Annotated in this window: 12 protein-coding genes; all 12 read left to right on the forward strand. The window is 59.7% G+C overall.

Annotation, left to right across the window (positions count from 1 at the left end; translation table 11 throughout):
* The first annotated feature begins 18 nt into the window (after positions 1 to 18).
* The 12 genes from AC1DIG_RS02795 (at position 19) to nuoI (ending at position 14,335) form a co-directional block, all read left to right on the forward strand.
* Positions 19 to 1,185 carry a ribosomal protein uL16 3-hydroxylase gene (locus AC1DIG_RS02795; protein WP_477766034.1) on the forward strand — a complete coding sequence of 389 codons (1,167 nt, stop codon included), beginning with the start codon at positions 19 to 21 and terminating at the stop codon, positions 1,183 to 1,185.
* Complete coding sequence (locus AC1DIG_RS02800; protein WP_477766035.1) at positions 1,178 to 1,603, forward strand: GNAT family N-acetyltransferase; 426 nt, start codon at positions 1,178 to 1,180, stop codon at positions 1,601 to 1,603. Before AC1DIG_RS02795 ends, AC1DIG_RS02800 begins: the two co-directional genes overlap by 8 nt.
* Before the next feature lie 226 nt (positions 1,604 to 1,829).
* The gene (locus AC1DIG_RS02805) at positions 1,830 to 2,651 is read left to right on the forward strand and encodes a secretin N-terminal domain-containing protein (protein WP_477766036.1); all 822 of its coding nucleotides are present in this window, start codon (positions 1,830 to 1,832) and stop codon (positions 2,649 to 2,651) included.
* A gap of 496 nt (positions 2,652 to 3,147) precedes the next feature.
* The gene (gene aceA / locus AC1DIG_RS02810; protein ID WP_477766037.1) at positions 3,148 to 4,473 is read left to right on the forward strand and encodes an isocitrate lyase; all 1,326 of its coding nucleotides are present in this window, start codon (positions 3,148 to 3,150) and stop codon (positions 4,471 to 4,473) included.
* Between the two features lie 639 nt (positions 4,474 to 5,112).
* Complete coding sequence (locus tag AC1DIG_RS02815; RefSeq protein WP_019689824.1) at positions 5,113 to 5,526, forward strand: NADH-quinone oxidoreductase subunit A; 414 nt, start codon at positions 5,113 to 5,115, stop codon at positions 5,524 to 5,526.
* 10 nt (positions 5,527 to 5,536) lie between these two features.
* Entirely contained in the window at positions 5,537 to 6,211 is a 675-nt protein-coding gene (locus AC1DIG_RS02820; RefSeq protein ID WP_019689823.1) for a NuoB/complex I 20 kDa subunit family protein, read from the forward strand.
* A 73-nt stretch (positions 6,212 to 6,284) separates the two neighbouring features.
* Entirely contained in the window at positions 6,285 to 8,069 is a 1,785-nt protein-coding gene (nuoC, locus tag AC1DIG_RS02825) for an NADH-quinone oxidoreductase subunit C/D (protein ID WP_427547414.1), read from the forward strand.
* 2 nt (positions 8,070 to 8,071) lie between these two features.
* A complete protein-coding gene (gene nuoE, locus AC1DIG_RS02830) occupies positions 8,072 to 8,569 on the forward strand; it encodes an NADH-quinone oxidoreductase subunit NuoE (protein WP_007970445.1) in 498 nt (165 codons plus the stop codon).
* Positions 8,566 to 9,921, forward strand: coding sequence for an NADH-quinone oxidoreductase subunit NuoF (gene nuoF, locus AC1DIG_RS02835; protein ID WP_019689821.1), 1,356 nt, complete (start codon positions 8,566 to 8,568; stop codon positions 9,919 to 9,921). Before nuoE ends, nuoF begins: the two co-directional genes overlap by 4 nt.
* Before the next feature lie 137 nt (positions 9,922 to 10,058).
* Positions 10,059 to 12,773, forward strand: a complete 2,715-nt coding sequence (gene nuoG / locus AC1DIG_RS02840) for an NADH-quinone oxidoreductase subunit NuoG (protein WP_427547088.1) — start codon at positions 10,059 to 10,061, stop codon at positions 12,771 to 12,773.
* Positions 12,770 to 13,777 carry an NADH-quinone oxidoreductase subunit NuoH gene (gene nuoH / locus AC1DIG_RS02845; RefSeq protein ID WP_019689819.1) on the forward strand — a complete coding sequence of 336 codons (1,008 nt, stop codon included), beginning with the start codon at positions 12,770 to 12,772 and terminating at the stop codon, positions 13,775 to 13,777. The genes nuoG and nuoH overlap by 4 nt, the downstream gene beginning before the upstream one ends.
* Positions 13,778 to 13,789: 12 nt before the next feature.
* Positions 13,790 to 14,335: an NADH-quinone oxidoreductase subunit NuoI gene (gene nuoI, locus AC1DIG_RS02850; RefSeq protein WP_218570730.1), complete on the forward strand. Its 546-nt coding sequence runs from the start codon at positions 13,790 to 13,792 to the stop codon at positions 14,333 to 14,335.
* Positions 14,336 to 14,343 lie beyond the last annotated feature (8 nt).

Genomic DNA, 14,343 nt, shown 5'->3' on the forward strand with positions numbered 1-14,343 from the left:
TTTTTCAATAGGTTACACATGAATCCTGATACTCCTCTTCAACTTCTGGGCGGCATCACGGCACGGGAATTCCTGCGCGACTACTGGCAGAAAAAACCGCTGTTGATCCGCCAGGCGATCCCTGACTTCGAAAGCCCGATCGACGCCGACGAACTGGCCGGTCTGGCGCTGGAAGAAGAAGTCGAATCGCGCCTGGTCATCGAGCACGGCGAGCGTCCCTGGGAACTGCGTCGCGGCCCGTTCGCCGAAGACGAATTCAGCAAGCTGCCAGAGCGCGAGTGGACCCTGCTGGTGCAGGCCGTCGACCAGTTCGTGCCGGAAGTCGCCGAGCTGCTGGAAAACTTCCGTTTCCTGCCGAGCTGGCGCATCGACGACGTGATGATCAGCTTTGCCGCCCCGGGTGGCAGTGTCGGCCCGCACTTCGACAACTACGACGTGTTCCTGCTGCAAGGCCACGGCAAGCGCAACTGGAAAATCGGCCAGATGTGCGATTCCGACAGCCCGCTGCTGCAACATGCCGACCTGCGCATCCTCGCCGACTTCGAAGCCACCGACGAGTGGACCCTGGAACCGGGCGACATGCTGTACCTGCCACCGCGCCTGGCCCACTGCGGCGTGGCCGTCGATGACTGCATGACCTACTCGGTCGGTTTCCGTGCCCCAAGCGCCGCCGAAGTGCTGACCCACTTCACTGACTTCCTCAGCCAGTTCCTGCCTGACGAAGAGCGCTACACCGATGCCGACGCACAGCCAGCGATCGACCCGCACCAGATCCAGCATGACGCACTCGACCGTTTGAAAAGCCTGCTGGCCGAGCACATGAGCGACGAGCGCCTGTTGCTGACCTGGTTCGGCCAATTCATGACCGAGCCACGCTACCCGGAGCTGGTGGTTGGCCCGGAACTGGAAGAAGACGATCTGCTGAGCAGCCTCGAACAAGGCGCCGTGTTGATTCGCAACCCAAGCGCGCGCCTGGCCTGGTCCGAAGTCGACGACGACCTGCTGTTGTTCGCCAGCGGCCAGAGCCGTTATCTGCCGGGCAAACTCCGCGAACTGCTGAAAATGATTTGCGCCGCCGATGCGCTGCACATCGACAACCTTGGCCAATGGCTGAGCGATGAAGACGGCCGCAACCTGCTGTGCGAACTGGTCAAGCAAGGTAGCCTGGGATTTGCTGATGAATAAAATTCGCGTACGTGTCGCAGACTGGCAAAAGGATAACGCCGAGATCCGGCGCATTCGTGAAACGGTGTTCATCGCCGAGCAATCCGTTCCACCCGAACTGGAATGGGATGCCGACGACGCGAGCGCCGTGCATTTCCTCGCCTTCGAAGGCGACTTTCCGATTGGCACCGCCCGCCTGCTGCCCGATGGTCACATCGGCCGGGTGTCGGTGCTCAAGGACTGGCGCGGCCTGAAGGTCGGCGACAAGCTGATGCAAGCGGTGATCGGTGAAGCCGAGAAGCGCGGGCTCAAGCAGCAGATGCTCAGCGCCCAGGTTCAGGCCACGGCGTTCTACGAGCGCCTGGGCTTTACCGTGGTCAGCGAGGAGTTCCTGGAAGCAGGGATTCCGCACGTGGACATGGTGCGCAATTTAGCTTGAGACCGCGGCGCGGCCATCGCGAGCAAGCTCGCTCCCACACTTGATCTGTGAACGACACAGAACCACTGTGGGAGCGAGCTTGCTCGCGATGGCAATTTCAGCGACAACCACAAAAACGCCCCGCCATCCTCAGGTAGCGGGGCGTTTTGCTGTCTACGATTCAACTTGCCCCACCGCAGGCCGACAAACTGGCAAACTCAAGCCTTTGATCGCGGAGATAACGGACATGTCCCTACGCACCCTGCTCACCACGCTGCTGCTGACCTGCAGTTTCTCGGTCGTCGCCGCTACCGAAGTGGTGCAACTCAACAATCGCACCAGCGCCGACCTGCTGCCGGTGGCGCAGAATTTTATCGGCAGGGACGGCAAGGTCAGCGCCTACGGCAACCAGCTCATAGTCAACGCCGAACCCGACAAGATCGACGAACTCAAAGCTCTGATCGCACAGCTCGACACCGTGCCTAAGCGCCTGCTGATCACGGTCGACACCAACGAAAACAACCAGCAAGACAACGCCGATCGACAAACGCAGATCATCACCTACAGCACCGACAGCCGTGAAGGCGGCATCCAGCAGGTCCAGACCAGCGAAGGCACGCCCGCCCTGATCCAGATTGGCCAGAGCGTGCCGCTGACCACCACCCAGACCGACACCTACACCAGCCTGCCAAACCAGACAAACACCTCCCGCCAACCCCAGGCCAACACCTCCGGACAGCCGCAAAACCCGTTCAACAACTACGCTCACCAGCAAAACCAGACCCAATACCGCAACGTCACCCAGGGTTTCTACGTCACCGCCAGCGTCACCGGCGACATCGTTCACCTGGCAATCAGTACCAACCGTGACCGCATGAGCCAGGAACGTCCCGATGTAGTGAATGTGCAAAGCACCGACACAACCGTCAGCGGTCGCCTGGGCGAGTGGATCACCCTGGCCGGCGTCAACCGCCAGACCCAAGCCGACAAACAGGCCATGAGCCGCAGCTACTCTACTCAGGGCCGGGATGACATGACATTGCGAGTCAAAGTCGACACCTTGGACTAACACACCAAAAACTGACTGATTAGTCGTATTAGACCAAAGATGTAGTGCTTGAAAAAAAGCACTACAAATCGTTTGACGAGCCAAAAAAGCGAAGGCATGATGGCCTCGCTCCCGCTAATCAGGGGCCCTGGCAAGGGCCTTCGGATCGCGCTCTAACCTTACCGACCTGAGCCGATTCGTGTCTGTACCGCCCACAAGGTGTGTTTGACGAGGTTGCGACTGGAACGAAGTTGTCCCGAGGGACGGAAGCGTAATAGGTAGCCCGGCAACACACTGATGATCGTATAAAGGCCCACGACGCCCGAATGCGCCGCCAGTTCGCCCTTACCTGCTCAGCTTTCATCCTCGAGCCCATCGTTCATCCCGTCGCCTTCCCCGCCAGACCCGACTTGACCGCCTAAGCTTCTGGTCAGCGAGCGCCATCTACGCCCCATTTGAATGTGCGTATCTGGCAACAGGAATTTTCCACCAGACCTATGCGACGAGGTTTATCTCCATGGCACTGACACGCGAACAGCAAATTGCAGCCCTTGAAAAAGACTGGGCTGAAAACCCGCGCTGGAAAGGCGTGACACGCACTTACTCCGCTGCTGACGTCGTCCGTCTGCGTGGCTCGGTTCAACCTGAGCACACCTTTGCAAAAATGGGCGCCGAGAAGCTCTGGAACCTGGTCACCCAGGGTGCCAAGCCAGCCTTCCGCCCAGAGAAAGATTTCGTCAACTGCATGGGCGCCCTGACTGGCGGCCAGGCAGTACAACAAGTTAAAGCCGGTATCCAGGCGATCTACCTGTCGGGTTGGCAGGTTGCTGCAGACAACAACTCTGCCGAATCGATGTACCCGGACCAGTCGCTGTACCCGGTCGACTCCGTACCGACCGTGGTCAAGCGCATCAACAACTCGTTCCGTCGTGCCGACCAGATCCAGTGGAAAGCCGGCAAGAACCCGGGCGACGAAGGCTACATCGACTACTTCGCACCGATCGTTGCCGACGCTGAAGCCGGTTTCGGTGGCGTTCTGAACGCCTACGAGCTGATGAAGAGCATGATCGAAGCAGGCGCTGCCGGCGTGCACTTCGAAGACCAGCTGGCCTCCGTGAAAAAATGCGGCCACATGGGCGGCAAGGTACTGGTCCCTACCCAGGAAGCCGTACAGAAGCTGACCGCTGCCCGCCTGGCGGCTGACGTTGCCGGCACTCCGACCATCATCCTGGCTCGTACCGACGCTAACGCTGCTGATTTGCTGACGTCCGACTGCGACCCGTACGACCAGCCTTTCGTGACTGGCGAGCGCACCCAGGAAGGCTTCTACAAAGTTCGCGCTGGCCTGGACCAAGCTATCGCTCGCGGCCTGGCCTACGCGCCGTACGCCGATCTGATCTGGTGCGAAACCGCCAAGCCGGATCTCGACGAAGCCCGTCGCTTCGCCGAAGCGATCAAAAAGGAATATCCGGACCAACTGCTGTCGTACAACTGCTCGCCTTCCTTCAACTGGAAGAAAAACCTGGACGACGCGACCATCGCCAAGTTCCAGCGCGAACTGTCCGCCATGGGCTACAAGCACCAGTTCATCACCCTGGCCGGCATTCACAACATGTGGCACAGCATGTTCAACCTGGCGCACGACTACGCCCGCAACGACATGACTGCCTACGTGAAGCTGCAAGAGCAGGAATTCGCTGACGCCGCCAAGGGTTACACCTTTGTGGCGCACCAGCAGGAAGTGGGCACCGGCTACTTCGACGACATGACCACCGTGATCCAGGGCGGCTCGTCTTCGGTGACCGCGCTGACCGGCTCCACCGAAGAAGATCAGTTCCACTGATCTGATTCGAACGAGCAAACGGCCCTTCCGGACCAGCTAAAAAACTAACCGGAATGCCGCACATCTGACGCCCCGACTGGTTCGGGGCGTTTTTTTGCCCGCAATTTCACAATCACAGAAAAACCCTGTGGGAGCGAGCTTGCTCGCGATGGCGGTCTTCCAGTCGATACTGTGCTGTCTGACGGTCCGCTATCGCGAGCAAGCTCGCTCCCACAAGGGATGATGGCGGGCAAAAGAAAACATTGATCCAGAGCGGTATTTCGATCGGCAAAACAGAGTAAAACGACCCCGCGCGCTACTTGCAGTAGCCCGCATGTAAGCTCAACTTTCCAGCCACCACCCCGACTTACAGTTCAAAAACCGCCGCAAACAATATTGATTATCATTTGGCGCCAATCATGTTCGTTACAACCCGCACAAAACATTATTGACGAAACCCCGGCTAATGCCCGCAACGCATGGGCTGCAGGCCTTTTGAGGTGCGCTATGTCCTTATTCTTATAAATAATTTCGCTACAGGAATTTTACTTGCTCGGTGTTTAGCCATAAAATCACCGCGATTGATTGCTGCGACATATCGTCACTGCTTTATTTCTTTTCAAGCTCAGAGACCTTTGCTCTCTGTTAAGGATTACCAGCATGCCCGAAGCGACAGGACTCATGGCCCACAACTGGGGCTTTGCCATTTTCCTTCTGGGTGTCGGCGGCCTATGCGCCTTCATGCTCGGCGTCTCCAGCCTCCTCGGGTCAAAAGCCTGGGGCCGCAGCAAAAACGAACCGTTCGAGTCCGGCATGCTACCTACCGGTGGCGCCCGCTTGCGGCTCTCAGCCAAATTCTATCTGGTCGCGATGCTGTTCGTGATCTTCGATATCGAAGCCCTATTTCTCTTTGCCTGGTCTGTGTCCGTCCGCGAAAGCGGCTGGACCGGATTCGTCGAAGCTCTCGTTTTCATAGCAATTCTGTTGGCAGGTCTTGTCTACCTATTTCGAGTGGGCGCCCTTGATTGGGCTCCGGCAGCTCGTCATAAGCGGCAGGCGAAGCTGAAACAATGAGGCTTTGGCGATGCAATACAATCTCACCAGGATCGACCCCGATGCTCCTAACGAGCAGTACCCGATTGGCGCACGGGAAACCGTCTCCGATCCGTTAGAAGATCAAGTCCACAAAAACATTTTCATGGGCAAGCTCGAAGACGTGCTTAACGGCACGATCAACTGGGGGCGTAAGAACTCCCTGTGGCCGTATAACTTCGGTCTTTCGTGCTGCTACGTGGAAATGACCACCGCCTTCACGGCGCCCCACGACATCGCGCGCTTTGGCGCCGAGGTTATCCGGGCATCGCCGCGTCAGGCGGATTTCATGGTTATTGCCGGAACCTGCTTCATCAAGATGGCGCCGATCATTCAGCGTCTCTACGAGCAGATGCTCGAGCCGAAGTGGGTTATCTCCATGGGTTCGTGCGCCAACTCCGGTGGCATGTACGACATCTACTCCGTCGTTCAAGGGGTGGACAAGTTCCTGCCCGTGGACGTCTACGTGCCTGGCTGCCCGCCCCGCCCTGAAGCTTTTCTGCAAGGCTTGATGCTGTTGCAGGAGTCGATTGGCCAGGAGCGTCGCCCACTTTCCTGGGTCGTTGGCGATCAAGGCGTTTACCGCGCCGAGATGCCTTCGCAAAAGGAACAGCGCCGCGAACAGCGTATTCAGGTAACCAACCTGCGCAGCCCCGACGAAGTCTGATCCAGATCTGTTCTTACAAAGAAACGAGAAACTGGCTTCATTCTTTACGTTGACCGAAAGCGATAAAAAAACCATGACTACAGGCAGTGCTCTGTACATCCCGCCTTACAAGGCAGACGACCAGGATGTGGTCGTCGAATTGAACAACCGTTTTGGCCCTGAGGCGTTCAGCGCCCAGGCCACCCGCACCGGCATGCCGGTGCTTTGGGTTGCCCGCGCCAAACTCGTCGAAGTCCTGACCTTCCTGCGCAACCTGCCCAAGCCGTACGTCATGCTCTATGACCTGCACGGCGTGGACGAGCGTCTGCGCACCAAGCGCCAGGGCTTGCCGAGCGGTGCCGACTTCACTGTGTTCTATCACTTGATGTCGATCGAACGTAATAGTGACGTAATGATCAAGGTCGCCTTGTCCGAGAGCGACCTCAGCGTGCCGACCGTGACCGGTATCTGGCCGAACGCCAACTGGTACGAGCGTGAAGTGTGGGACATGTACGGCATCAACTTTGCCGGCCACCCGCACCTGACCCGCATCATGATGCCGCCGACCTGGGAAGGTCACCCGCTGCGCAAGGACTTCCCGGCCCGTGCCACCGAGTTCGACCCGTTCAGCCTGACGCTGGCCAAGCATCAGCTTGAAGAAGAAGCTGCGCGCTTCAAGCCTGAAGACTGGGGCATGAAACGTTCCGGTGCCAACGAGGACTACATGTTCCTCAACCTGGGTCCCAACCACCCTTCCGCTCACGGTGCGTTCCGCATCATCCTGCAACTGGACGGCGAAGAGATCGTCGACTGCGTGCCGGACGTTGGCTACCACCACCGTGGTGCCGAGAAGATGGCCGAGCGTCAGTCCTGGCACAGCTTCATCCCGTACACCGACCGTATCGACTACCTCGGCGGCGTGATGAACAACCTGCCGTACGTGCTCTCGGTCGAGAAGCTGGCCGGCATCAAGGTGCCAGAGAAGGTCGACGTCATCCGCATCATGATGGCCGAGTTCTTCCGGATCACCAGCCACCTGCTGTTCCTGGGTACATACATCCAGGACGTCGGCGCCATGACCCCGGTGTTCTTCACCTTCACCGACCGCCAGAAGGCGTACACGGTGATCGAAGCCATCACCGGTTTCCGTCTGCACCCGGCCTGGTACCGCATCGGTGGCGTCGCCCACGACCTGCCGCGCGGCTGGCAAAAACTGGTCAAAGACTTCGTCGAGTGGATGCCAAAGCGTCTGGACGAATACCAGAAAGCCGCACTGGACAACAGCATCCTGCGTGGCCGGACCATCGGCGTCGCCGCCTACAACACCAAAGAAGCCCTGGAATGGGGCGTCACCGGTGCAGGCTTGCGTTCGACCGGTTGCAATTTCGACCTGCGCAAGGCCCGTCCATACTCCGGCTACGAGAACTTCGAATTCGAAGTACCGCTGGCGGCCAATGGCGATGCCTATGATCGTTGCATCGTGCGCGTGGAAGAAATGCGCCAGAGCATCAAGATCATCGACCAGTGCCTGCGCAACATGCCGGAAGGCCCGTACAAGGCGGATCACCCGCTGACCACGCCGCCGCCCAAAGAGCGCACGCTGCAGCACATCGAGACCTTGATCACGCACTTCCTGCAAGTTTCGTGGGGCCCGGTCATGCCGGCCAACGAATCCTTCCAGATGATCGAAGCGACCAAGGGCATCAACAGTTATTACCTGACGAGCGATGGCGGCACCATGAGCTACCGCACCCGGATTCGCACCCCAAGCTTCCCGCATCTGCAACAGATCCCTTCGGTGATCAAAGGCAGCATGGTCGCGGACTTGATCGCGTACCTGGGTAGTATCGACTTCGTTATGGCCGACGTGGACCGCTAAGCATGAATAGCACGCTTATCCAGACAGACCGTTTCGCCCTGAGCGAAACCGAGCGCTCGGCCATCGAGCACGAGCTGCATCACTACGAAGACCCGCGCGCGGCGTCGATCGAAGCCCTGAAGATCGTCCAGAAGGAACGTGGCTGGGTGCCTGACGGCGCGCTCTACGCCATCGGCGAAATCCTCGGCATCCCGGCCAGCGACGTTGAAGGCGTGGCGACGTTCTATAGCCAGATCTTCCGTCAGCCAGTCGGTCGTCACATCATTCGCGTCTGCGACAGCATGGTCTGCTACATCGGTGGCCACGAGTCGGTGGTCAGCGAAATCCAGAGCAAGCTGGGCATCGGCCTGGGTCAAACCACCGCCGACGGTCGTTTCACCCTGCTGCCGGTCTGCTGCCTCGGCAACTGCGACAAGGCGCCGGCGTTGATGATCGACGACGACACATTCGGTGATGTGCAGCCTGCTGGCGTTGCCAAATTGCTCGAGGGCTACGTATGACCCTGACTTCCTTCGGCCCTGCCAACCGCATCAAGCGCAGTGCAGAGACCCATCCGCTGACCTGGCGTCTGCGTGACGACGGCGAGGCTGTCTGGCTCGACGAGTACCAGGCCAAGAACGGCTACGCGGCAGCGCGTAAAGCCTTCGCCGACATGTCCCAGGACGATATCGTCCAGACCGTCAAGGACTCCGGCCTCAAGGGTCGCGGCGGCGCGGGCTTCCCCACTGGCGTGAAGTGGGGCCTGATGCCCAAAGACGAATCCATGAACATCCGCTACCTGCTGTGCAACGCGGATGAAATGGAACCCAACACCTGGAAAGACCGCATGCTGATGGAGCAACTGCCCCATCTGCTGATCGAAGGCATGCTGATCAGTGCTCGCGCACTGAAAACCTACCGTGGCTACATCTTCCTGCGTGGCGAATACACCACTGCCGCCAAGCACCTCAACCGTGCCGTGGAAGAAGCCAAGGCTGCAGGTCTGCTGGGCAAGAACATCCTGGGCAGCGGTTTCGATTTCGAACTGTTCGTCCACACAGGCGCCGGGCGTTACATCTGCGGTGAAGAAACCGCACTGATCAACTCCCTCGAAGGCCGCCGTGCCAACCCGCGCTCCAAGCCGCCCTTCCCTGCCGCCGTCGGCGTATGGGGCAAGCCGACTTGCGTGAACAACGTCGAAACGCTGTGCAACGTGCCAGCGATCATCGGCGACGGCGTGGACTGGTACAAATCCCTCGCTCGCGAAGGCAGTGAAGACCACGGCACCAAGCTGATGGGCTTCTCCGGCAAAGTGAAGAACCCTGGCCTGTGGGAACTGCCGTTCGGCGTCCCTGCGCGCGAGCTGTTCGAAGACTACGCCGGCGGCATGCGCGACGGTTACAAGCTCAAGTGCTGGCAGCCAGGCGGCGCCGGTACCGGCTTCCTGTTGCCGGAACACCTGGACGCACAAATGTACGCCGGCGGCATCGCCAAAGTGGGCACCCGTATGGGTACCGGCCTGGCCATGGCGGTGGACGACAGCGTCAACATGGTGTCCCTGCTGCGCAACATGGAAGAGTTCTTCGCCCGTGAGTCGTGCGGTTTCTGCACCCCGTGCCGTGACGGTTTGCCGTGGAGCGTCAAGCTCCTGCGCGCCATCGAGAACGGTGAAGGGCAAGCCGGCGACATCGAGACCCTGCTGGGTCTGGTCGGTTTCCTCGGCCCAGGCAAGACCTTCTGTGCTCACGCACCGGGTGCCGTGGAGCCATTGGGCAGTGCCATCAAGTATTTCCGTCCAGAGTTCGAAGCCGGTATCGCGCCTACCCGCGCCGCCGTCCCGCCTCTGGCAAGGCCGATCGTAGTCGGCGCTTAACGCTTTAAAAAAGGCGAACGGTCCGTGCCGTTCGCCTTTCGTCCGATGACGCCTTTCAAGGCTGTTTGGATTTGGACGGATAACAAGATTCCATTAGCCACGCCCGCTGACACCGGGCCAACGAAGAACTTTGAACCATGGCCACTATCCACGTAGACGGCAAAGAGCTCGAAGTCGATGGGGCAGACAACCTGTTACAGGCATGTCTGTCGCTAGGCCTCGATATCCCTTATTTCTGCTGGCACCCCGCCCTCGGCAGCGTTGGCGCTTGCCGCCAGTGCGCCGTCAAGCAGTACACCGACGAGAACGACAAGCGTGGTCGTATCGTCATGTCCTGCATGACCCCTGCGACCGACGGCAGCTGGATCTCCATCGATGACGAAGAAGCCAAAGTGTTTCGCGCAAGCGTCGTCGAATGGCTGATGACCAACCACCCGCACGACTGCCCCGTGTGCGAGGAAGGCGGTCACTGCCACCTGCAAGACATGACGGTAATGACCGGCCACAACGAGCGCCGTTACCGCTTCACCAAGCGTACCCACCAGAACCAGCAACTGGGCCCGTTCATTTCCCACGAAATGAACCGCTGCATCGCCTGCTATCGCTGCGTACGTTTCTATAAAGACTACGCCGGCGGTACTGACCTCGGTGTATTCGGCGCCCACGACAACGTGTACTTCGGTCGCGTTGAAGACGGCACCCTCGAAAGCGAGTTCTCCGGCAACCTCACCGAGGTCTGCCCGACCGGTGTGTTCACCGACAAGACTCACTCCGAGCGCTACAACCGTAAATGGGACATGCAGTTCTCGCCGAGCATCTGCCATGGCTGCTCCAGCGGTTGCAACATCAGCCCGGGTGAGCGTTACGGCGAACTGCGTCGCATCGAAAACCGTTTCAACGGTTCGGTGAACCAGTATTTCCTGTGCGACCGTGGCCGTTTCGGCTATGGCTACGTCAACCGCGAAGATCGTCCACGTCAGCCATTGCTGGCCAACGGTGCGAAGCTGAGCCTCGACGAAGCGCTGGATAAAGCCGCTGACCTGCTGCGCGGTCGCAACATCGTCGGTATCGGTTCGCCGCGTGCCAGCCTTGAAAGCAACTACGCCCTGCGCGAACTGGTCGGTGCCGAGCACTTCTACTCGGGTATCGAAGCTTCCGAGCTTGAGCGTATTCGCCTGGTCATGCAGGTGCTGAAAGACAGCCCGCTGCCAATCCCGAACATGCGCGACGTCGAAGACCACGACGCGATTTTCGTCCTCGGTGAAGACCTGACCCAGACCGCTGCGCGCATGGCCCTGGCCCTGCGTCAATCGGTCAAGGGCAAAGCCGAAGACATGGCCGACGCGATGCGCGTTCAGCCTTGGCTCGACGCCGCGGTGAAAAACATCGGTCAGCACGCGCTGAACCCGCTGTTTATCGCAAGCCTGGCTGAAACCAAGCTCGACGACGTAGCTGAAGAATGTGTTCACGCCGCTCCAGACGACCTGGCACGTATCGGTTTCGCCGTGGCTCACGCCCTCGACGCCAGCGCCCCAGCCGTTGAAGGCCTGGACAGCGAAGCCCTCGAACTGGCTCAACGCATCGCCAACGCCCTGCTCGCGGCCAAGCGTCCGCTGATCATCGCCGGTACTTCGCTGGGCTCCAAAGCCTTGATCGAAGCAGCGGCGAACATCGCCAAAGCCTTGAAGCTGCGCGAGAAGAACGGTTCCATCAGCCTGATCGTGCCAGAGGCCAACAGCCTCGGCCTGGCCATGCTCGGCGGCGAATCGGTCGACGCAGCCCTGCAAGCGGTGATCGACGGTAAAGCCGACGCCATCGTGGTGCTGGAAAACGATCTGTACACCCGTACCGACAAAGCCAAGGTCGATGCGGCCCTGACCGCCGCTAAAGTGGTGATCGTTGCCGACCATCAGAAAACCGCTACCAGCGATCGTGCGCACCTGGTTCTGCCAGCCGCCAGCTTCGCTGAAGGCGACGGTACGCTGGTCAGCCAGGAAGGCCGCGCCCAGCGCTTCTTCCAGGTCTTCGACCCGACTTACCTCGATGCAAGCATCCTGGTTCACGAAGGCTGGCGCTGGCTGCATGCCCTGCGCGCGACCCTGTTGAACCAGCCAATCGACTGGACCCAACTGGACCACGTCACCGCCGCTTGCGCTTCGAGCACTCCACAACTGGCCGGCATCGTCAACGCCGCACCGTCCGCTTCGTTCCGGATCAAAGGCCTGAAACTGGCTCGCGAACCGCTGCGTTACAGCGGTCGGACTGCCATGCGTGCCGACATCAGCGTGCACGAGCCACGCACTTCCCAGGACAACGACACCGCATTCTCGTTCTCCATGGAAGGTTACTCGGGCTCCGTCGAACCGCGTCAGCAAGTGCCATTTGCCTGGTCTCCGGGCTGGAACTCGCCGCAAGCCTGGAACAAGTTCCAGGACGAAGTCGGTGGTCACCTGCGTGCCGGTGATCCGGGTGCTCGCCTGATCGAAAGCCAGGGTGATTCGCTGAACTGGTTCGCCAGTGTTCCGCGTGCATTCAACCCGGCCCAAGGCACCTGGCAGGTTGTGCCGTTCTATCACCTGTTCGGTAGCGAAGAGAACTCTTCGAAAGCCGCTCCGGTCCAGGAACGCATTCCAGCCGCCTACGTGTCGCTGGCCAAGTCCGAAGCCGATCGTCTGGGCGTCAATGACGGTGCCATGCTGAGCTTGAACGTTGCCGGCCAGACCCTGCGTCTGCCGCTGCGCATCAACGAAGAACTGGGCGCTGGCCTGGTGGCGCTGCCTGCGGGTATCGCCGGCATTCCACCGGCAATCTTTGGCAAATCCGTTGACGGTCTGCAGGAGGCAGCGCAATGACCTTGTTCACTCCTGAAGTGATCGACATCATCATCGCGGTGCTCAAGGCCATCGTGATCCTGCTCGCCGTGGTGGTCTGCGGCGCGCTGTTGAGCTGGGTCGAGCGTCGTTTGCTCGCCCTCTGGCAGGACCGTTACGGTCCGAACCGCGTCGGCCCGTTCGGCGCGTTCCAGATCGCCGCCGACATGATCAAGATGTTCTTCAAGGAAGACTGGACGCCGCCGTTCGCCGACAAGGTGATCTTCACCCTGGCGCCGGTCGTGGCCATGAGCGCCTTGCTGATTGCCTTCGCGATCATCCCGATCACCCCGACCTGGGGTGTCGCGGACCTGAACATCGGCATCCTGTTCTTCTTCGCCATGGCCGGTCTGTCGGTCTACGCGGTGTTGTTCGCCGGCTGGTCGAGTAACAACAAGTTCGCCCTGCTGGGCAGCTTGCGGGCCTCGGCACAAACCGTGTCGTACGAAGTGTTCATGGGCCTGTCGCTGATGGGCATCGTGATCCAGGTCGGCTCGTTCAACATGCGCGACATCGTTGACTACCAGGCCCAGCACCTGTGGTTCGTCATTCCGCAGATCTTCGGTTTCCTGACCTTCTTCATTGCCGGCGTCGCCGTGACTCACCGTCACCCGTTCGACCAGCCGGAAGCGGAGCAGGAACTGGCCGACGGTTACCACATTGAATACGCCGGCATGAAATGGGGCATGTTCTTCGTCGGCGAGTACATCGGCATCGTGTTGATTTCGGCGCTGCTGGTAACCTTGTTCTTCGGTGGCTGGCACGGTCCGTTCGGCATTCTGCCGCAGATCCCGTTCATCTGGTTCGCACTGAAAACCGCGTTCTTCATCATGTTCTTCATCCTGCTGCGCGCCTCGATTCCGCGCCCACGGTATGACCAAGTGATGGACTTCAGCTGGAAGTTCTGCCTGCCGCTGACCCTCGTCAACATGCTGGTGACCGCTGCGATCGTGTTGCTCAACACGCCCGCCATCGCGGCTCAGTGAGGATAGAGAATCATGAAGTATATTTTTGACATCGTGCATGGCTTCTTCACCCAGCTTCGCAGCCTGGTGATGATCTTCGGCCACGCCTTCCGCAAGCGTGACACGCTGCAGTATCCGGAAGAGGCGGTGTACCTGCCGCCGCGCTTTCGTGGGCGTATCGTCCTGACCCGCGACCCCGATGGTGAAGAGCGTTGCGTTGCCTGCAACCTGTGCGCCGTGGCGTGCCCGGTCGGCTGTATCTCGTTGCAGAAAGCCGAAACCGAAGACGGTCGCTGGTACCCGGAGTTTTTCCGTATCAACTTCTCGCGCTGCATTTTCTGTGGCCTCTGCGAGGAAGCCTGCCCGACCACCGCGATCCAGCTGACACCGGATTTCGAAATGGCCGAGTTCAAGCGTCAGGACCTGGTTTACGAGAAAGAAGATCTGTTGATCTCCGGCCCCGGCAAAAACCCTGACTACAACTTCTATCGTGTTGCAGGTATGGCCATTGCCGGCAAGCCGAAAGGCTCCGCGCAGAATGAAGCCGAACCGATCAACGTGAAGAGCTTGCTGCCTTAAGGAAGAAA

The sequence above is a fragment of the Pseudomonas sp. 05N431 genome (assembly GCF_056397005.1).

What these genes read in the sequence shown, in the direction of transcription:
- AC1DIG_RS02795 (WP_477766034.1), top strand. Translation starts at nt 19, where the DNA reads ATGAATCCTGATACTCCTCTTCAACTTCTGGGCGGCATCACGGCACGG.
- AC1DIG_RS02800 (WP_477766035.1), top strand. Translation starts at nt 1,178, where the DNA reads ATGAATAAAATTCGCGTACGTGTCGCAGACTGGCAAAAGGATAACGCC.
- AC1DIG_RS02805 (WP_477766036.1), top strand. Translation starts at nt 1,830, where the DNA reads ATGTCCCTACGCACCCTGCTCACCACGCTGCTGCTGACCTGCAGTTTC.
- aceA (WP_477766037.1), top strand. Translation starts at nt 3,148, where the DNA reads ATGGCACTGACACGCGAACAGCAAATTGCAGCCCTTGAAAAAGACTGG.
- AC1DIG_RS02815 (WP_019689824.1), top strand. Translation starts at nt 5,113, where the DNA reads ATGCCCGAAGCGACAGGACTCATGGCCCACAACTGGGGCTTTGCCATT.
- AC1DIG_RS02820 (WP_019689823.1), top strand. Translation starts at nt 5,537, where the DNA reads ATGCAATACAATCTCACCAGGATCGACCCCGATGCTCCTAACGAGCAG.
- nuoC (WP_427547414.1), top strand. Translation starts at nt 6,285, where the DNA reads ATGACTACAGGCAGTGCTCTGTACATCCCGCCTTACAAGGCAGACGAC.
- nuoE (WP_007970445.1), top strand. Translation starts at nt 8,072, where the DNA reads ATGAATAGCACGCTTATCCAGACAGACCGTTTCGCCCTGAGCGAAACC.
- nuoF (WP_019689821.1), top strand. Translation starts at nt 8,566, where the DNA reads ATGACCCTGACTTCCTTCGGCCCTGCCAACCGCATCAAGCGCAGTGCA.
- nuoG (WP_427547088.1), top strand. Translation starts at nt 10,059, where the DNA reads ATGGCCACTATCCACGTAGACGGCAAAGAGCTCGAAGTCGATGGGGCA.
- nuoH (WP_019689819.1), top strand. Translation starts at nt 12,770, where the DNA reads ATGACCTTGTTCACTCCTGAAGTGATCGACATCATCATCGCGGTGCTC.
- nuoI (WP_218570730.1), top strand. Translation starts at nt 13,790, where the DNA reads ATGAAGTATATTTTTGACATCGTGCATGGCTTCTTCACCCAGCTTCGC.